The organism is Megasphaera sp. NM10, from assembly GCF_000417505.1.
GTDB lineage: Bacteria > Bacillota > Negativicutes > Veillonellales > Megasphaeraceae > Megasphaera > Megasphaera intestinihominis.
Genome location: NZ_APHY01000061.1, coordinates 15,311 through 33,261 on the forward strand (window position 1 = coordinate 15,311; position 17,951 = coordinate 33,261).

Annotated in this window: 15 protein-coding genes and 1 other annotated feature; of the genes, 8 read left to right on the forward strand and 7 right to left on the reverse strand. The window is 54.7% G+C overall.

The genetic code is table 11. The annotated features are described in order from the left end of the window. Positions 1 to 30 precede the first annotated feature (30 nt). The 8 genes from NM10_RS09795 (at position 31) to NM10_RS09830 (ending at position 8,604) form a co-directional block, all read left to right on the forward strand. Complete coding sequence (locus NM10_RS09795; protein ID WP_020311419.1) at positions 31 to 1,326, forward strand: FAD-dependent oxidoreductase; 1,296 nt, start codon at positions 31 to 33, stop codon at positions 1,324 to 1,326. Position 1,327: 1 nt separating this feature from the next. Further along, positions 1,328 to 1,612 carry a 4Fe-4S dicluster domain-containing protein gene (locus tag NM10_RS09800; RefSeq protein ID WP_020311420.1) on the forward strand — a complete coding sequence of 95 codons (285 nt, stop codon included), beginning with the start codon at positions 1,328 to 1,330 and terminating at the stop codon, positions 1,610 to 1,612. Between the two features lie 386 nt (positions 1,613 to 1,998). Next, positions 1,999 to 2,697: an MBL fold metallo-hydrolase gene (locus NM10_RS09805; RefSeq protein ID WP_020311421.1), complete on the forward strand. Its 699-nt coding sequence runs from the start codon at positions 1,999 to 2,001 to the stop codon at positions 2,695 to 2,697. Positions 2,698 to 2,706: 9 nt separating this feature from the next. Next, positions 2,707 to 3,981 carry a DUF445 domain-containing protein gene (locus NM10_RS09810; protein WP_020311422.1) on the forward strand — a complete coding sequence of 425 codons (1,275 nt, stop codon included), beginning with the start codon at positions 2,707 to 2,709 and terminating at the stop codon, positions 3,979 to 3,981. Continuing rightward, positions 3,978 to 5,258 carry a DUF445 domain-containing protein gene (locus tag NM10_RS09815; protein WP_020311423.1) on the forward strand — a complete coding sequence of 427 codons (1,281 nt, stop codon included), beginning with the start codon at positions 3,978 to 3,980 and terminating at the stop codon, positions 5,256 to 5,258. Before NM10_RS09810 ends, NM10_RS09815 begins: the two co-directional genes overlap by 4 nt. A 293-nt stretch (positions 5,259 to 5,551) precedes the next feature. Next, the gene (locus NM10_RS09820; protein ID WP_020311424.1) at positions 5,552 to 6,283 is read left to right on the forward strand and encodes a LytR/AlgR family response regulator transcription factor; all 732 of its coding nucleotides are present in this window, start codon (positions 5,552 to 5,554) and stop codon (positions 6,281 to 6,283) included. A gap of 13 nt (positions 6,284 to 6,296) precedes the next feature. Continuing rightward, complete coding sequence (locus NM10_RS09825) at positions 6,297 to 7,691, forward strand: FAD-binding oxidoreductase (protein ID WP_020311425.1); 1,395 nt, start codon at positions 6,297 to 6,299, stop codon at positions 7,689 to 7,691. A gap of 13 nt (positions 7,692 to 7,704) precedes the next feature. After that, positions 7,705 to 8,604, forward strand: coding sequence for a radical SAM protein (locus NM10_RS09830; RefSeq protein ID WP_020311426.1), 900 nt, complete (start codon positions 7,705 to 7,707; stop codon positions 8,602 to 8,604). On the opposite strand, the gene NM10_RS09835 is transcribed toward NM10_RS09830, so the two are convergent. From NM10_RS09835 to NM10_RS09865, 7 genes are all read right to left on the reverse strand, one after another. Continuing rightward, the gene (locus NM10_RS09835) at positions 8,601 to 9,260 is read right to left on the reverse strand and encodes a sensor histidine kinase (RefSeq protein ID WP_036200712.1); all 660 of its coding nucleotides are present in this window, start codon (positions 9,258 to 9,260) and stop codon (positions 8,601 to 8,603) included. The genes NM10_RS09830 and NM10_RS09835 overlap by 4 nt on opposite strands. 18 nt (positions 9,261 to 9,278) lie before the next feature. Continuing rightward, positions 9,279 to 9,956 carry a hypothetical protein gene (locus NM10_RS09840; protein ID WP_036200709.1) on the reverse strand — a complete coding sequence of 226 codons (678 nt, stop codon included), beginning with the start codon at positions 9,954 to 9,956 and terminating at the stop codon, positions 9,279 to 9,281. Positions 9,957 to 9,975: 19 nt separating this feature from the next. Next, on the reverse strand, positions 9,976 to 11,181 hold the full coding sequence (locus tag NM10_RS09845; protein ID WP_239639697.1) for a hypothetical protein: 1,206 nt from the start codon (positions 11,179 to 11,181) through the stop codon (positions 9,976 to 9,978). 405 nt (positions 11,182 to 11,586) lie between these two features. Further along, a complete protein-coding gene (ilvN, locus tag NM10_RS09850) occupies positions 11,587 to 12,090 on the reverse strand; it encodes an acetolactate synthase small subunit (protein ID WP_020311428.1) in 504 nt (167 codons plus the stop codon). Continuing rightward, the gene (gene ilvB, locus NM10_RS09855) at positions 12,090 to 13,790 is read right to left on the reverse strand and encodes a biosynthetic-type acetolactate synthase large subunit (protein ID WP_081638966.1); all 1,701 of its coding nucleotides are present in this window, start codon (positions 13,788 to 13,790) and stop codon (positions 12,090 to 12,092) included. The genes ilvN and ilvB overlap by 1 nt, the downstream gene beginning before the upstream one ends. 108 nt (positions 13,791 to 13,898) lie before the next feature. After that, the gene (ilvC, locus tag NM10_RS09860; protein ID WP_020311430.1) at positions 13,899 to 14,909 is read right to left on the reverse strand and encodes a ketol-acid reductoisomerase; all 1,011 of its coding nucleotides are present in this window, start codon (positions 14,907 to 14,909) and stop codon (positions 13,899 to 13,901) included. A gap of 96 nt (positions 14,910 to 15,005) precedes the next feature. Next, positions 15,006 to 15,247, reverse strand: a binding site (T-box leader). Positions 15,248 to 15,511: 264 nt separating this feature from the next. After that, on the reverse strand, positions 15,512 to 17,389 hold the full coding sequence (locus NM10_RS09865) for a carbon starvation CstA family protein (RefSeq protein ID WP_020311431.1): 1,878 nt from the start codon (positions 17,387 to 17,389) through the stop codon (positions 15,512 to 15,514). Positions 17,390 to 17,951 lie beyond the last annotated feature (562 nt).

Genomic DNA, 17,951 nt, shown 5'->3' on the forward strand with positions numbered 1-17,951 from the left:
GCAAACCGTATGGTTAAGGAGGGTAAGAACATGAGTAGTGAAGAAAAATTTGATGCCATCGTGGTTGGCGGCGGTTTAGCTGGTTCTGCTGCAGCCTTGACAATGGCCAGAGCTGGTTTGGATGTTATGATGGTGGAGCGCGGTAAATTCTGCGGTTCCAAGAACTCCAGCGGCGGCCGTCTCTATGGACACAGCTTGGAAAAACTGATTCCGAATTTCGCAGCAGAAGCTCCGATTGAACGTAAGATTACGCAGGAACGCCTGTCGCTCATGACAGAAGGCGGCGCACTGAGCTTCCAGTATGGTTCGGATAAACTGGAAAACCTCAAATATCCGTCCTACTCGGTACTGCGTTCTAAATTCGATAAATGGTTGGCCGATAAAGCCGAAGAAGCCGGCGTCATGCTGACAGAAGGCTTCCTCGTCGATAAACTGGTCGTCGAAGACGGCAAAGTCATCGGTGTCATGACGGGCGGCGAAGAATTCGACGCTGATGTCGTCATCCTGGCTGATGGCGTCAACTCCCTGCTGGCACAGCAGATCGGCATGAAGAAAGAACTGGAACAGAAAGACGTTGCAGTCGGCGTCAAAGAAGTCATCGAACTCGGTGAAGACGTCATCAACGAACGCTTCGGTTTGAGCGGCAACGACGGCGCAGCCTGGATGATGGCTGGCGACCCGACGGGCGGCAACCTCGGCGGCGGCTTCATTTACACCAACAAAGACAGCCTGTCCCTGGGCATCGTTACGACCATCAGCGATATCGGCCGCGTCGATGTCAGCGTACCGGACATGGTTGAACGCATGAAAGCTCATCCGGCTATTGCTCCCTTCATCAAAGGCGGGAAACTGAAAGAATATTCGGCTCACCTCGTTACCGAAGGCGGCCTCAAGATGATGCCGGAACTCGTCCGTGACGGCGTCCTCGTCGCTGGCGATGCAGCAGCTATGGTCGTTAACCTGGGTTACACCGTCCGCGGCATGGACCTGGCTATCGAATCGGGCCGTCTGGCTGGCGAAGCCGTCATCAAAGCGAAGAACCGCAACGACTTCTCGGCTGAAAGCCTCTCGGTTTACAAGACCTTGTTAGAAGAAAGCTTCATCATGAAGCTCATGAAACAGTATCAGAACCTGCCGGGCCTCTTGGAAGATCACATTATCTTCAACGATTTCCCGAAGATGGCCGACGAATTTGCCGGCATGGTCTACAAAGTAGACGGCGGCGCACCGGTCGCTCTGCCCATGATTGCTCTGACAGTTTTGGCAAACAACGGCGGCTTGGCTAATCTCTTCGATTTAGGTAAGAAAGCTTGGGAGGCGATGTAAGATGGCAAAGATGAGTGTAGACGATAAACTGGGTTTCGATAAGTTCGTGACCGATGAACACGAATCTCATATCCAGATCAACGAAGATTATCATGACGAAGCAGAAATCAAACGCTTAGTCATGGCATGTCCGGCTAACCTGTATCACTATGATGACGGCAAACTGGTCTTCAGTCATGAAGGCTGCCTCGAATGTGGTACGTGCCGCGTCATTTCCGGCGGCAAAGGCGTAAAGAGCTGGAAACATCCGAAAGGCGCTATGGGCGTAGAATTCCATCAGGGCTGATCGCAGAGGGAAAGTAAAAAAGGCTTGTCGCATGTGCGGCAAGCCTTTTTACTTTGTAGGGGTCGCCACGTGGGCGACCCGTTAGAACTTTGGATGAGTTCCCTAGCAAACTGGCTGGGGGAATCACATATATCCTCAAGCGGGCTCGCCCTCTACATTGGTCCGTTTCAGCAACCGTCCTGCCATTCCTTGTAGTCATGGCCTGACGGGCTGAAAAGGCACGTGCGAGCCCCTACAACTAAAAATTGGAGAAATTCGCACGAGCCACGAACTACGAGCCACCAGCCCCTAGCCACAACCCTCCCCGGCATGTACACGGGCGATGCATATATGGTATAATAAAAAGTATGCAATAGCCATTAAACAACCGATAAGGGGGTTACTATATGAGTGTACAGATTACCTTTTTGAATCACAGCGGCTTTGCCGTCGAGACCGATTCCAAGGTGCTGGTCTTTGATTACTACAAGGATCCATCGGGGACGGTCAAGGCTTACAGCCAGGTCGGCAGGAAGCCGTTGTGGTTCTTTGTCAGCCATTGGCACGAAGACCATTTCAACCGCAGCATCGGCCAGTTCGGCGGTGCCCAGTACATCGTCAATGAAGATGTGCGCCTCAAGGACATTCCGGCAGACCGGTTCCATGCCATGAAGTTGTATGAAACGCTGCCCCTGGGAGATACGACGGTGACCCAGTATGGGTCGACTGATGAAGGCGGGTCGTTCCTGGTGGAAACGGACGGCTTGAAGATTTTCCATGCCGGCGACTTGAACTGGTGGCACTGGCTCGGCGATACGGATGAAAATAATGCCGAAGCCAAGAGCAACTTCGACCGGGAAATGAAACACCTTGCCGGACAGACTTTCGACATTGTCTTTTTCCCTGTCGACGCCCGCCTGGAAGGCGCCCGCGAATGGGGCGTCACGGGTTTCCTGAAAGACGTTTCGGTCACGAAATGCCTCATCCCCATGCATTATTTCGGCACGCCCTGGACGCCGTCGGCAGCTTTTAAACAGGCTTATCCGGACGTACCCTTGTGGATTCCCCAGCATGATGGCGACGACGTCATCATCGGCGGGCAGTAAGGAGGTATCATGGCAAGTAATACACACGGGGGCAGACGCAGCCAGATTGCCAATTATATCCTGATTACGGCGGCAGTCCTCCTGCTTCTGGCATACCCCTTCCAAGACTTTTTTGTCGGCGGACTGCTGACCCATCTGGCCGGGGCGGCCCTCATCGGCGGCCTGGCAGACTGGTATGCCGTAACGGCCCTGTTCCGCCGGCCTTTGGGCATCTCCTTTAAGACGGCCCTCATTCCGAACAGCAAGGAACGCATTGCCGAAATGGCCCGGCATATGATCGAATATGAAATCCTGACCGTTTCCAATATGTACAACGTCCTCAAACATCATCCCATCCTGGGCGCGACGCTGGATTATCTCCATACGGAAAAGGGGTTCCAGTCGGCAGAACGCGTCTTCGGTCAGATCCTCAATACCTTCTTGTACACCATCGACATGAAGACCGTCGTCAAGGCCTTTGCCGGCATCGGCGGCCAGGCTATCGAGAAAGTCGACCTGGCACCGATCATGAGCAAGGCCATCAAAATCGGCCTGCGCGGTGAATCGGGGAAGGATTTCCTCGATTTCATGATCCTCAACCTGGAAGACCTCGTGCGCAGTGAAACGATGAAGCGCTATGTCGGCGAAATCTACGAAGCCTCCCTGCGCCAGTACGCCAAGCACAATATCTTCCTCGGCTGGGCCATCAAGGCGGCCTTGAAGATGGAAGTCTTCCAGCCGGACCACGTAGCCGGCCTCTTGCAGACGAAGTGCCTGGACCTCCTGGCCGAAGCCAAGGAAGACAATTCCCTACAGCGCCAGCAGGCCCTGCGCTATTTGTGGAAACAGACGGAAAAGATCGAATTCAACGACGAATGGCGCCAGCGCATCGACAGCTATAAGAACCGCATGTACAACAGCCTGGTCACGCGGCCGGACACGAAAGAAGCCTGGCAGCGCTACGTCCAGGACCCGGAACGGCAGAAGCGGGTCTGCAAGGTCGCAGCTAATTACGTCATCAATAAACTGGAATCGTGGCGCCAGAGCCCAGACCAGGTGGAACATATGAACCGCCAGGCCCTGGCCTTTGCGGCCCGCGAATTGAAGCGTCTCCAGGTCTGGTTCGGCAAGACGGCAGAACAGGAAATCCTGAAATACGACGGCAATTACCTGGCAGAACAGCTGGAAAACAGTGTCTGGTATGACCTGCAGATGATCCGCGTCAACGGTTCGCTCGTCGGCGCCATCCTGGGTGCCGTCATTTACCTGGTCATGTACGCCGTGAAGGGAGGGGCTATCTTATGACATACAGACAGCGTGCCAATATGATTTTAGGCCTGTCTTTCGTCTGCTTCATCGCCATTTTCCTCTGGTGGTATACGCATGACGTCTCGGTCTGGGAAGAACTGCTGTTCTTCGTCATCCAATCGGCCCTCATCGGCAGTATCGCCGACTGGTTCGCCGTTACGGCGCTCTTTGAAAAGCCGTTGGGCTTTCCGTATCACACGGAACTGCTCTATCGCCATCGCGACCAGATCATCGACAGCATGACCAAGATCATCTCGGAAAAGCTTCTCCAGCCCAATATGTGGCAGGATAAGCTCTATCAGATTTCTTTCATCGATAAGCTCGTCGGCTGGCTGCGCGGCCCGAACGGCCGGGAAAAGTTCCGCAGCGTCCTCTACGAAGTGGCTCAGCGGGCTTACCGCTACGCTCAGAAGGGTGGGACCCAGGCATCCATAGCCTCGCACATCCGCAAGTACCTGAAACAGCAGCCCCTGGTCAGTTTCTTCCAGGACCGCCTCATTTCCCTTTTGGAAGACCCGAACAGCAACATGTTCAACGATGCCATCGGCCTCGTGCGGGAACTGGTCAACAGCGACGACTTCGACAGCCTCCTGGAAAAGCTCATCCTCCAGTGGCGTGAAGAATCGCAGCATTCGTCCATGTCCAGCCTCACACTGACCAAAGTCCTGGGCATTGTCGATACCCGTAAGATTGCCAAGGATATCAAGATGGGCATCGTCGAATGGCTCGACCAGTGGGAACATGCCGAAGGGGAACAGCGCGAATGGCTGTGCCGCAAACTGGAACTCTTCCTCTATTCCATGAACGGCCAGATGGCCTTTGGCGTCCAGAACTGGCAGGACCAGTTCGTCGACTCCCTGCCCATCGAGCAGTGGCTGACGGCGACCCAGAATTCGGCCAAGGACTATTTCACCAAAGGCGACCAGGGCAAGGAAGAACTGAAGGATTTATTGGAAGAACAGTTCATCCATTACCTGGAATACTGCCGGTCCTATCCGGAAATCAAAGACTGGCTCGATGAACAGATACGCCGGGCCTGCAACGTCATCCTGGAACATGAACACTCGCTCATCGCCGTCGCCGTCCGCGACGTCCTGTCGGGCTTCGACAAGAAGCGGTTCAACCAGTTCCTGGAAAGCAAAGTCGGCGAAGACCTGGCCTGGATCCGTATCAACGGGGCCATCGTCGGCGCATCCATCGGCATCTGCGTCTTCGGCTTTTTGAAATTATATCAGTTCACCATCGTACCGCTCCTGCGGGGCATCGTACTGTAGTGGGGGAAAAGGGGCTGTTGCATGTGCGACAGTCCCTTTTCTGTAGGGGCTCGCACGTGGCGAGCCCGCTCAGGCAAATCAGTGATAACGGGATTCTTGCATATGCTGACGGGCGCCCCACGTGCGAGCCCCTACTATAGAGAAAAAGGGACCATGCATGATGGTAAATACCTTCCTTTGAACGCCGCTACGCGTCAAAAATGCGCCATTTCGTGACACATCGGACGGCTTGAGACGAATCTGGTGATATAATAAACTTGTAAAATACTTGTTTATTGAAAGGAGGCGTCACGATGGTACGAATTGCGATTTGTGATGATTTACAGGAACAGTTGGACATCATTCAAAAGGCAGTCCAACAGTATTTCCACGATAAAAAGGAACCGACCGAAGTCTTTACCTATAACAATGCCATGGATTTCGTCGATGCTTTTGAAAAGGAAGGGAATTTCGACATCGTCCTGCTGGATATCTGTATGCCCGGCCTGCTGGGGACGGACATTGCCGCAGAGATGCGCAAGCAGAAGAGCCGGGCGGAAATCGTCTTCTTGTCGACGAGCGAAGAATTTGCCGTCGAAGCCTTTGCCGTCCGGGCTGCCCATTACCTGGTCAAGCCCTTTACGCAGAAAGAGTTCGACCAGGCCATGGACCGCGTCATGGAAAGCATCCGCCAGCGCCACAGCGGCAAGATGATCTTCCGCCTCGTCGGCGGCGGTATCCAGGTCGAAGAAGTCAACGCCATCCTCTACGTCGAAAGCAATGGGCACATCCAGCAGGTCTATACGGCAGACCACTTGCTGCTGGAAACGCGGCAGTCCCTGGCTAGTCTCTTGGATACGCTGGATGCCATTGCGCCGGGCCAGTTCGTATCGCCTGGGAAAGGCTATATCGTCAACCAGTCGGCTATCCGCGTCATCAAGAGCGATTACATCGAAATCCAGGGCCATAAGATTCCCCTGGCCAAGCGGAAATATCGCCAGTTCCAGGAAAGTTATTTAAAATTTATCTTCGGGCAGGAAGCCTGAGAAGGAAGTCATTATGGAGTATAATCACGTAACCCCGGCCGTCGTCGCGGACCTCGAAGCCATCGTCGGCGCTAAATATGTCTGGACGGACCGGGATAAAAAGATTCCCTATGGACAAGACGAAGGGACCGGGCCAGCCTGTCTGCCCGACGTCGTCGTCCTGCCGGCGTCGGCCGAAGAATTGGCGGCTGTCGTCCGCCTGGCCAATGACGCCGTCATCCCGGTCATCCCCAGGGGGACCGGGACCGGCCTGGAAGGCGGAGCTGTGGCCGACAGCCGCGGCGGCATCGTAGTCAGTACGGAACGGATGGACCGTATCGTAGAAATCAATGAAGACGCCATGTACATGGTCGTCCAGGCCGGCGTCATTACGGCGCGGATACAGGAAGAAGCCCGCAAGCGCGGCCTCCTCTATGCCGGCGACCCCTGCAGCGGCGACTGCTGCTGTATTGGCGGCAATGGCGCGACCAATGCCGGCGGCAACCGGGCCGTCAAGTACGGGACGACGCGGGATCAGATCTACGCCATCGAAGTCGTCACGCCGACCGGGCAGATCGCCCATCTCGGCAAGCGCCTGCACAAGATGACGGCCGGTTATCCCCTGGAAAAAATCGTCATCGGTTCCGAAGGGACGCTGGGCATCATTACGGAGCTGACTTTGAAGCTCGTACCCCTGCCCAGGGCCACGGCCCACGTCCTGGCCGTCTTTCCGTCGCCGGAAACGGCCCTGGCCCTGGTCACGGCCCTGCCCAAGGCAGGTATTACGCCGACGTGCCTGGAATTCATGGACTATGACGTCATTTCCGTCGTCCAGGACTGGCTCAAAGAAAAACAGCCCTGCCCGGCCGGCGGCGCCTATATGATTATCCAGCTCGACAGCTCGCGGGACGAAACGCTCGATGACGACTGCGTCACTGTCGATGAAGTCTGCCGCCGCCTGGGAGCTGTCGATGTCTTCATGGCCGACGCCGATAAAGTCTGGAAGGCCCGCAAGGCCTTTACGGAAGCGTCGGCTGCGGACTGCCCCGTGGCGGCCATGGAAGACTTCGTCGTCCCGCCGGACCGGCTCCTGCCCTTCATGGAACGCTTACGGGATTTGGGACAGGCGCTGGGCGTCGTCTTCCGCGGTGTCAGCCACGCCGGCGACGGCAATATCCATCTCGATGTCCTGCGCAAGGGCTTCGCCGATGAAGGGGATGAAAAGCAGAAAGTCGCCGCCTTTGAAGATAAGGCCTGCCAGGCAGCTTATGAGCTGGGTGGTGCCATTTCCGGGGAACACGGTATCGGTCAGGCCCGCAAGGCCCTGTTCGCCAAGTATACGGATCCGGTGGAACTGGCCTTGATGAAGGCTGTGAAGCAGGCCTGGGACCCGAAGAATATCCTGAATCCCGGAAAAATTTTTGACTGAGGTATAGAAAACTATGGAAACCTATTGTAATGACTGTCCCCGCCGCTGCGGCGTCGTCCGCGCGGCCTTTTGGGATGAAAAAAAGATGCCCGGCTTTTGCCACAGTCCGCTCCAGCCCGTCGTAGCCCGGGCGGCCCTGCACCAGTGGGAAGAACCCTGTATCAGCGGCAGCCACGGCTCTGGCGCCGTCTTTTTCACGGGCTGCAACCTGCGCTGCTGTTTCTGCCAGAATGCCACCATTTCCATGGGCGGGACGGGCGTGCCCATTACGGTGGACAAGCTGCGGGAGCTTTACGGCCGGCTCATCGCCCAGGGGGCGCACAACATCAACCTGGTCACGCCGACGCCGTATAAACAGGCCATCTTGGCGAGTCTGGCCGCCCCCCTGCCGGTACCGGTCGTCTACAACTGCGGCGGCTATGAATCGCAGGAGACGATTGACGATTTCAAGGGCAAAGTGCAGATCTATCTGCCCGATTTGAAATACCTCGACCCGAAATTGGCCAAGCGCTACAGTGCTGCCGAAGACTATCCGCAAGTCGCCACGGCGGCCATCCTGCGCATGTACGACCAGGTCGGCCCTTATGAAATGGACGACGACGGCATCCTGCAGAAGGGCGTCGTCATCCGCCACCTCATCCTGCCGGGCTGCGTAGACAATACGAAAGCCGTCATCGACTGGGTGCGAGACCACTTCGATGACGGCCAGGTCTTATTCAGTTTGATGCGCCAGTATGTACCCTGCGGCCGGGCCGGGGAATACCCCGAAATCGACCGGCCCTTGTCGGACGAAGAGTACGATGAAGCCGAACAGTACCTCTTCGACAGCGGCATCGAAGACGGCTTCGTCCAGGAAAAAGGCAGTGCCAGCGACGCCTTCATCCCGGCCTTCGACGGTACAGGCGTCGTCTAAGACGGGCTGCCCTTGCCCCAGGGGACGCGGATGTACGTAGAGAACCAGCCGTCTTCACAGGTGCAGAGGACGCTGGCGTCATAGGTGTCGCGGAAGCGGCTCAGCGATTTCATGCCGATGCCATGGCCCTTGACCTTTGTCGTCGGCAGGCCGTCTTCATCGAGGGCTACGGTCCCGTCGAAGCGGTTCTTGACCAGGATGCTGAGGATGTCGCCCTGGCAGATGGTCAGCAGGGACAGGGCGCGATGGCTTCCGGGCTGCTTTTCGCTGGCATGGATGGCATTTTCGATGAGGTTGGACAAGACGATGGCCAGGTCGGAGCTGAGAGCCGTATTTTCCTTGGGGATGACGGCTTTGACGGTAATGGGCATGTGCAGGGCTTCGGCTTTGGCCAGATACGTCGACAAGGCGGCGTTGACCAGGGGATTCTGACAATACTGTTTGCGCTTGGTCTGATTCAGCTCGGCACCGATTTCCTCGATGAGCTGCAAGGCTTCTTGGGAACGATGGGACACGATGAGTTGTTCCAGTTCGTCCAGGTAGGCCTTGCGTTTTTTATATATGGCCTTCATCTGGTTCTGTGACTCCAGCAGGGAATGGGTATAATCGTAGCTGGCTTCGATTTGGGCTGTCATATTTTCTGTCCGTTCGTACATCTTCAGGGTCTGATCGGTTTAGCGGAGGCCCGTGCGGATGCTCTGGGCGATGATGAGCAAAGCCAGGAGCAGGATACTGCGGGGCAGGAGCATCCGGTCCATGATGAGGACGTCCGAACTGGCCATGATGAAGTACATGTCCAGCAGCAGGAAGAGCGGCAGCATGCTGATGTATTTCCAATAGTGATGCGTCGTCAGATGACGGTATTTCACGAAGACTTCATTGAAATAACGGCGCAGCATGGGCATAAGGGCCATGTAGCAGACGATATAGAACAGCCATTGGGCCGGATAGATGGCTGCCGACAGGGCCGGCCGGGAGCTGTCGCCATGGAAGATGGCCAGCAGGATCAGGGCCATCAGGGTGTGGACGAAGATCGTACAGGCTGCGCGGATGGAAAAGACGTAGAGATGGAGGAATACATAAGGCCGGATCGTCACGACGGCCCAAAGAAAATGGGGAATCCAGGCGATGACAAAGACTTTTTTATATAAGATGAAGCTGTGTTCCCAGGGACCCCAGACGAACATATAGAGGAAAAAGATGAGTTCCATGAGGTACAGGACGGCATATCCACCCAGGACGAGGACTTTCTGCCGATGCTTCAGCAAGGGTTCAAAGGCATAGTACTGGAGGATAGCTGGCGGCATGAGGGCTGTCGTCATCAGGAAAACGGTCACGATGTTGTAAAGCATGGCTGAGTATCACTTCCAATCAAGTCTGATAGGGAATCGTCAAATACAGGCTGGCCAGGTGGTTGTGGAGGTCATAGCGGAAGGTCGCCTCGTAGAGCCGGGAGAACTGATTCAGGTCCGGAACGAACTGGGCATAGGGCGCTTCCCGGAGGAGGTCGTTTTTGTCGTCCGGGATGTCCGGTGATACGGCATGTTTAATGAAGACCAGCAGGCCGCCGTGTATGGGCGTCGTCCCGATGATGAGCAGGCGCTGGTCTTTCGGCAGGGACTGGAGGGCCTGGGCCGACATGGCAATGGCTTTGGCCAGGATGTCGCCCAAGGCGATTTCAAAGGGCAGGGACGGGGGGAAAGGCAGGTCGGCCATGATGGATACGCCGTCCTGTTTCAGTCTTTCCAGGCCCGGTGTGATGGCCGTGTTGATGGCTTGGTTCTTGGTCCACTGCTGCAGCTGTGTCTGGGAAAGTTCTGTGTCGATGGTCTTCAAGAAGGCCAGGGTGGCTTTGTCGTCATCCTGGCTGATGAGTTCTGAGAGCAGGCGCAGCTGGTGGCGGCTGTCGTGGCGGAAGATGGACATGCGTTTCTGGGCGTCCTGCAAGAGGCTCGTATAGTTGCTCAGGGCATCCATCTGGGCGGCCAGGAGATGATTCCGACGCTGTAAGTCGACCTGCTGGGCAATGAGCTTGGTGCCCATGTACATGATGAGAGCGATGAAGATGCCCGACAGGGCGTGGAAGATGCGGGGAAGGAAATAGTCATGGGCCGGCGGTCCGTCTTCGAGGGATAAGACACCGGAGTACATGCTCAGCAGGATGGGCAGCCAGGCGCAGTATTTCCAAAAGGCCAGCAATGGGAGCGAGCGGTATTTCAGGAAGATGCGGTCGAAGAAGACCAGCAGCAGTGGGGAAAAGAGGACGTACAGGGCTGTATACAGCACCAGATGGATGGGCAGATAGGTAAAGAAGGCACTGCGCGGGATGAAGAGCAGGACCAGGTTCATCGACAGGGCGTGGATGGTCGTCGTGTAGATGCCCTGCATGCCGGCGACGAAGAGGTTCTGATAGGCATAAGGGCGAGAAATCAGGGAAAAAGACAGGACATAGGGAATCCAGTAGGCCATGAGCAGCTTCTTATAGGACAAGAAGCGGAACTCCAGCCAGCCGAACTGAAAGATAGCCATGAAGAGGACGATTTCTATGAGGAAAATGACCAGGTAACTGCGCCGCACGCGGGTCCTCTGCGGCTCCTGTAAAATCTGCCGGAAAGCGAGGTACTGTATACATGTCGGAGGTAAGATAGACAGCAAAAAGCAAGCCGTCGTCAAGACCGTAGCTGACATGCATATCACTCCCTTTCTATCAAATACAAGATACCTTATTATGGCATATTTATGTGGCTGGCACATGGATGTTTCTGATAAGGTGCATTATAATTTGTAGGGGCTCGCACGTGCCTTTTCAGCCCGTCAGGCCATGACTACAAGGAATGGCAGGACGGTTGCTGAAACGGACCACTGTAGAGGGCGAGCCCGCCGGGCATATGTAAGAATCCCGTGGTCGATTTGCGTGGACGGGCGCCCCACGTGGGCGCCCCTACAGAAAAAAGGAGCTGTCGCGATGCGACAGCTCCTTTTTTACATCGCCTTGACCGGTACGAGTCCTCGTGAGAGGGAAATGGTCCCGGTCCGGGCGATTTCTAATATTTCATATGGCGACAATACCTTGATGAGGGCATTGACGTGGTCTTCGCGTCCTGTAACGCGGAGGATGAGCGAGTTCAAGTTGACATCGACGACTTTGGCGTGGAACAGGTTGGCCAGGCTGGCCAGCTCGTCGCGGACTTGCGGCGTGTCGTAGCGGACCTTGATCATGGCCAGTTCGTAGCTGATGAAGGGCGCTTCATCGAGGTTGATGATCTTGATGACGTCGATGAGCTTGGCCAGCTGGCTGATGGTCTGCTTCAATTCTTTATCGTCTTCGATGCTGATGACGATATTGAAGCGCGACACATCTGGTTCTTCCGTATAACCGACGGTCAACGATTCGATGTTGATGGCCTTGCGGCTGATCAGGCCAGCAATATGTGTCAATACGCCCGGTTTATTATCGGACAAAATAGCCAGATGCTGTTTTCTCATCAGGCGTCACCTCCTAAAATCATGTCACTCAATGCTTTGCCGCCGGGAACTGTCGGGTATACCCGTTCTTCCGGCGAGATGCGGATATCGACCAGGGCCGGCCCTTTATGGGCAAAGGCCTCTTTCAGGACGGGGGTTAAATCGTCCTGTTTTTCGATGGCGTATCCTTTGACGCCCAGCGATTCGGCCAGCATGGGCAGGTTTTTGCGCTTATTCAAAGTGCATTGTGAATAATGGTGGTTATAGAAGAAATCCTGGAGCTGGACGATCATTCCCAGCGTATCGTTGTGCAAGACGATGACTTTCACGTCGATGCCGTATTCCGACAAGGTCGCGAATTCCTGACAGTTCATGAGGATACTGCCGTCGCCGGAAAAGACGACGACTGTTTTTTCGGGACAGGCCACTTTGGCACCGAGGGCAGCCGGCAGGCCGAAGCCCATCGTGCCCAGACCACCGGAAGAAATGAAGTGTTTCGGCTCATCCGTCGTGAAGAATTGAGCTGCCCACATCTGATGCTGACCGACGTCGGTAATGGCTACGGTATCGTCGTCCCGGGTGATGTCCCGGACGGCGGCGAAGATTGACTGGGGTGAAATGCAGCCTGGACGCGGCGGCGTCGCGAAGGGGTGGCTTTTCTTCATGGCCAGGACCTCATGACGCCAATCGGCAAAGGCGGCTCCATAATCGAAGGCGCCTTCTTTCAGCTTCTTGGCGAAAATGGGCAGGGACCAACGCAGGTCCCCTTTGATGCCTAAGTCGATGTCGATGATCTTGTCGATTTCGACATCATCGATTTCAAAATGGATGATCTGTGCATTGGGAGCAAACGTATCGGCTCGGCTGGTCAGGCGTTCGTCGAAACGGGCCCCTAAGGCGATGAGCAGATCGCAGCCTGAGATGGCTTTGTTCGATGCATAAGAGCCGTGCATCCCGCCCATACCGAGATGGAGTTCGTGAGAATCGGGGATGGCTCCTTTGCCCATGAGTGTCGTGACGACGGGAATCTTCGTCGTATTGACGATGTCTTCGAGATACTTCGTCGTTTCCGACAGGATGACACCGCCGCCGACGAGGAAGACCGGTTTCTGGCTGTGCTGGATCATGGCGACAGCCCGGTCGATGTCATAAGCTTGTCCAGTTGTTTCGACGACGTAGCCCGGCAGATGGACTTTATCGGGATATTGGAAATAGATTTCCGCTTCCAGGGCGTCTTTGGCAATATCGATCAGGACTGGACCGGGCCGGCCTGTCGATGCGATGTAAAAGGCTTCTTTCAGGACGCGCGGGATAGAAGCGGCGTTCTTTACCAGGTAGTTGTGCTTGGTAATGGGCGACGTAATGCCGGAAATATCGGCTTCCTGGAAGGAATCGCGGCCGATGAGGCCCGTCGGGACCTGTCCGCTGATGATGACCATGGGGATAGAGTCCATGTTGGCCGTAGCAATGCCCGTAACCATGTTGCATACCCCTGGTCCGGACGTGGCGATGCAGACGCCGGGCCGGCCGGTAACGCGGGCGTAGCCGTCTGCAGCGTGGACCGCTCCTTGTTCATGACCGGTAAGGATGTGCCGGAAGTTGTCTTTATACATTTCTTCGTATAGTGGCAGGATGGCCCCTCCGGGATAGCCGAAGACGACGTCGACGCCTTCCCGTTTCAAACATTCCAGCACTGCCCTTGCACCTGTCATTTTTATCATCATTCACCTCTTAATATCGTTCATCGTTTGTCGTAGTTCGTTCATCGAAGCGGCCATTCATCGTCCTTTTCGATGAACGACGAACGGCCTGCGATGAACGGATCTTACTTAGTCGTTCTGGTCGTTGTTGTGGAGCCACGGCATCATGTCGCGGAGTTTAGCGCCGACTTTTTCAATCGGATGTTCAGCGTGCTGACGGCGCATAGCGAGGAAGTGAGCGCGGCCGCCGGCTTTGTTTTCGAGGAGCCAATCTTTAGCGAAAGCACCGGTCTGGATGTCGTCGAGGACAGCTTTCATGGCTTTCTTGGAATCCTGCGTGATGACGCGCGGGCCGGCTGTGTAGTCGCCGTATTCTGCCGTGTCGCTGATGGATTTACGCATCTTAGCCATGCCGCCTTCGTACATGAGGTCGACGATCAACTTCATTTCATGGAAGGTTTCAAAGTAAGCGATTTCCGGCTGATAACCAGCTTCGCAAAGGGTTTCAAAACCGTTGGTGATCAACTGGCAGATGCCGCCGCAGAGGACTGCCTGTTCGCCGAAGAGGTCTGTTTCCGTTTCTTCCTGGAAAGTCGTCTGGATGACGCCGGCACGGGTACCGCCGATGCCGCGGGCATAGGCCAAAGCGATGTCGAAGGCTTTGCCTGTAGCGTCCTGTTCGACAGCGAATACGTCAGGAACACCGCCGCCTTCAGTGAAAGTACGACGGACGAGGTGGCCCGGGCCTTTCGGAGCGACCATGAAGACGTCGACTGTCGAAGGAGGAACAATCTGTTTAAAGTGAACGTTGAAACCGTGAGCGAAAGCGAGGGCGCTGCCGTCTTTCAAGTTGGGAGCGATTTCTTTTGCGTAGACGTCAGCCTGTTTTTCGTCCGGAATCAAGATCATCGTGATATCGGCTTCTTTAACGGCTTCAGGAACGGATTTAACTTCAAGGCCGGCTGCCTGGGCTTTGGCGATGGATTTGCTGCCTTCATACAAGCCGACGACGACGTCGATGCCGCTGTCTTTGAGGTTCAACGCATGAGCGTGGCCCTGGCTGCCATAACCGATGATTGCGACTTTTTTGCCTTTCATTACATCCCAGTTTACATCCTGATCATAAAATACTTTTGCCATGATAACATATCTCCTTTGTAATATAAAATAAGAATTTTATCGTTGGGATTTAGAGATTTGTCAAAAGAGGCCAACAAAAAAAACTCCGCCCCTTCTGTAAGGGACGGAGTATAATTCCGCGATACCACCCTGATTCCCGGCGCATTGCTGCAGCCGGACTCTCTACAACGTACCAACATACGCGTTTCTGGTAACGGTGAAATGCCGTCGGCGCCTAATGAAATTCAGCGTCGATCTTCGGAGAGGAGCTTCATCAGTATCATCGTACTGGCTCGCACCGGCCGCCAGCTCTCTGAAAAGCAATGGTACAGACTACTTTCTCTCGTCATTAGATTTACGAATATTTCGCTTCACGGTTTGTTTCCTGAAGCTTGAACACATTGTACGCAATTTGCTGGTCTATGTCAAGATGTTTTTCCATAAATTTTTAAAATAAAACAAGGTTAAACGTTAAATGATTAGGCAAAACGTTTATAGATTGTAGGGGCTCGCACGTGGCGAGCCCGCCCGATATATGTGGGAATACCGAGGTCGGTTTGCGCGAGCGGACGCTCCACGAACAACCTAAAAAGGCTTGCCGCTGTGCGACAAGCCTCTTTTTTCTAATGATGATCAACTGTAAGTTCTTTGAAGCGTTTGGCGACCGGGTCGGTCTTGATGAGTTCTTCCAGGTGTTTCAATTCTTCGGCTTCTACAGTTTCTGTCGTATCGTAGCTGGGCGGTACGGTCTTAGCCAGGTACAGGCATCTTCTGATCGAGGAGATGCTGACGATGATGACCAGGAGAGCCATGATGGCCGAAACGGTGAACAGGAGCCATTCTTGTTTGGGCAGATAGATGTTGAACATGTTGAGGTAATCGGCCCAGAAGATGACGACGGTCAGGAAAGCCCAGGGGATAATCGTGACCCAGGCGAAGCGGGCCTTACCCATAGCGCAGATGACAACCGTCGAGATGGCCAGGGTAATGATGGCCAGCAGCTGGTTGGATACACCGAAGATAGGCCAGATGGTGGACAAGTTCCCTTGGAGGACGATGTAACCCCATGCACCGGAGATCAGAGCCGAGGCGATGATAGCGCCGGGCAGCCAATGGGGATCGCCGAACTTCGGCCATACGCGGCCGACGAGTTCCTGAAGCATGTAACGGCCGACACGGGTACCGGCATCGATGATGGTCATGATGAAGAGGGCTTCAAACATGATACAGAAGTGATACCAGTAGTTCATGAGGTGGTCGAGGCCAGGGATGTTGGAGAAGATGAAAGCCATGCCGACAGCCAGGGAAACGGCACCGCCCGGACGATGGGCGACGTTTTCACCGACCATGGCGTTCAGCTGCGGCAGGTCGACGACCTGGATGCCCAGGGCCTGGAAATGTTCTGCCGACGAGTTGATGGCGAAGTAGTCATTCGGTACGAGCGAGCAGGCTGCAATCAAAGCCATCATGCCGACGAAGGATTCGGTCAGCATAGCACCGTAGCCGACGGGCAGGATGGAGCGTTCGTTCATGAGCATCTTCGGCGTCGTGCCCGTAGAGATCATGCAGTGGAAGCCGGAGACGGCACCGCAGGCGATGGTGATGAAGATGTACGGCAGGACAGGGCCGGTGATGACCGGGCCGCCGCCGGCGCAGAACTGGGTGATAGCCGGCATCTGGACGGTCGGGCCGACGATGATGATGCCGATAGCCAGGGCGCCAATGGTCCCGATCTTCATGTATGTCGAGAGGTAATCACGCGGAGCCAGGAGCAGCCATACCGGAAGGGCAGCGGCTACGAAGCCGTAAATGATGAGAGCGATGGAAATCCCTTTGGCGCTGATGGTGAAGAGCGGAGCCAAAGTAGGCGATGCCTGGACGGCAGGGCCGAGGACGACGGCCAGCAAGGTCAGGGCGACGCCGATGACAGTGCCTTCTTTGATGCGGCCAGGACGCAGGAACTGCATATAAATACCGATGAAGATAGCGATAGGAATGGTCATGCCGATGGTGAAGGTACCCCACGGGCTGTCGTGCAGGGCGTTGACGATGACGACGGCCATCCCGGCCATAGCCAGGATGTTGAGGAACAGGACGGCGAAGGACGTAGCCAAGCCAGTCTTGTCACCAATCTGGGCTTTTGCGATTTCAGCGATGGATTTGCCATCGTAACGCATGGAGCAGAAGAGGATGACCATGTCGTGGACGGCACCGGCGAGGACGCCACCGATGAGGATCCACAAGGCACCGGGCAGATAACCGAACTGAGCGGCAATGACCGGGCCTACGAGCGGGCCGGCACCGGCGATAGCGGCGAAGTGATGGCCGAAGACGACGTACTTGTTGGTAGGCACGTAGTCGTGGCCGTCTTCAAAGCGGAAGGCCGGCGTGACCTTGTACTGGTTGACCGTCAAGACTTTGGCAGCGATGAAAGCGCCATAGAAACGGTAAGCCAGTACAAATACTAATGCAGAGATAATGACTAAATACAAACCATTCATAAAACAATCCCTCCTTTATGAAATTGTGTGTAGGCTACTCTACTTCCCACGGATCCGGAGCTATACTTATTTCTAATTGGTGTAATATGAATTATGTATCGCACGAGAAATAAAGTATACACTGTACTTATACACTTACTATAGGCTAAAGGAGAGAAAAATTCAAGTTACTTATAGTAAAGATTACGAAAACAGCATGATATAAATTCATAATAAAAATAATAAAACGTTATAAAACGGGCATTTCCTTTGCGCAAAGAGAATTTTGAGTATATTATCAATGGTCAACAATGCACTTTGTGCATTATTGACAGTGGCTCGTGATTCGTGCCTGTAGGGGCTCGCACGTGGCGAGCCCGCTGGGGATATGTAGAATATCCATGAACCGATTTGCGTAAACGGGCGCCCCACGTGTGTTATGTGCAATAACATAGTTTACATAAATAGGGGTCTTCCCCCTACTGAAAAAAGTGATACTTTTAGGCATAAGAAGGAGTTGATTCTTATGCCATGGGAAGAAAGGAATGATCACCAAGCTATGTTAACTGCAAAGAATTACGTT

Bases quoted from the DNA above. Each gene is read 5' to 3' on its own strand.
- NM10_RS09795 (WP_020311419.1), top strand. From the start codon at position 31: ATGAGTAGTGAAGAAAAATTTGATGCCATCGTGGTTGGCGGCGGTTTA.
- NM10_RS09800 (WP_020311420.1), top strand. From the start codon at position 1,328: ATGGCAAAGATGAGTGTAGACGATAAACTGGGTTTCGATAAGTTCGTG.
- NM10_RS09805 (WP_020311421.1), top strand. From the start codon at position 1,999: ATGAGTGTACAGATTACCTTTTTGAATCACAGCGGCTTTGCCGTCGAG.
- NM10_RS09810 (WP_020311422.1), top strand. From the start codon at position 2,707: ATGGCAAGTAATACACACGGGGGCAGACGCAGCCAGATTGCCAATTAT.
- NM10_RS09815 (WP_020311423.1), top strand. From the start codon at position 3,978: ATGACATACAGACAGCGTGCCAATATGATTTTAGGCCTGTCTTTCGTC.
- NM10_RS09820 (WP_020311424.1), top strand. From the start codon at position 5,552: ATGGTACGAATTGCGATTTGTGATGATTTACAGGAACAGTTGGACATC.
- NM10_RS09825 (WP_020311425.1), top strand. From the start codon at position 6,297: ATGGAGTATAATCACGTAACCCCGGCCGTCGTCGCGGACCTCGAAGCC.
- NM10_RS09830 (WP_020311426.1), top strand. From the start codon at position 7,705: ATGGAAACCTATTGTAATGACTGTCCCCGCCGCTGCGGCGTCGTCCGC.
- NM10_RS09835 (WP_036200712.1), bottom strand. From the start codon at position 9,260: ATGTACGAACGGACAGAAAATATGACAGCCCAAATCGAAGCCAGCTAC.
- NM10_RS09840 (WP_036200709.1), bottom strand. From the start codon at position 9,956: ATGCTTTACAACATCGTGACCGTTTTCCTGATGACGACAGCCCTCATG.
- ilvN (WP_020311428.1), bottom strand. From the start codon at position 12,090: ATGAGAAAACAGCATCTGGCTATTTTGTCCGATAATAAACCGGGCGTA.
- ilvB (WP_081638966.1), bottom strand. From the start codon at position 13,790: ATGATAAAAATGACAGGTGCAAGGGCAGTGCTGGAATGTTTGAAACGG.
- ilvC (WP_020311430.1), bottom strand. From the start codon at position 14,909: ATGGCAAAAGTATTTTATGATCAGGATGTAAACTGGGATGTAATGAAA.
- NM10_RS09865 (WP_020311431.1), bottom strand. From the start codon at position 17,389: ATGAATGGTTTGTATTTAGTCATTATCTCTGCATTAGTATTTGTACTG.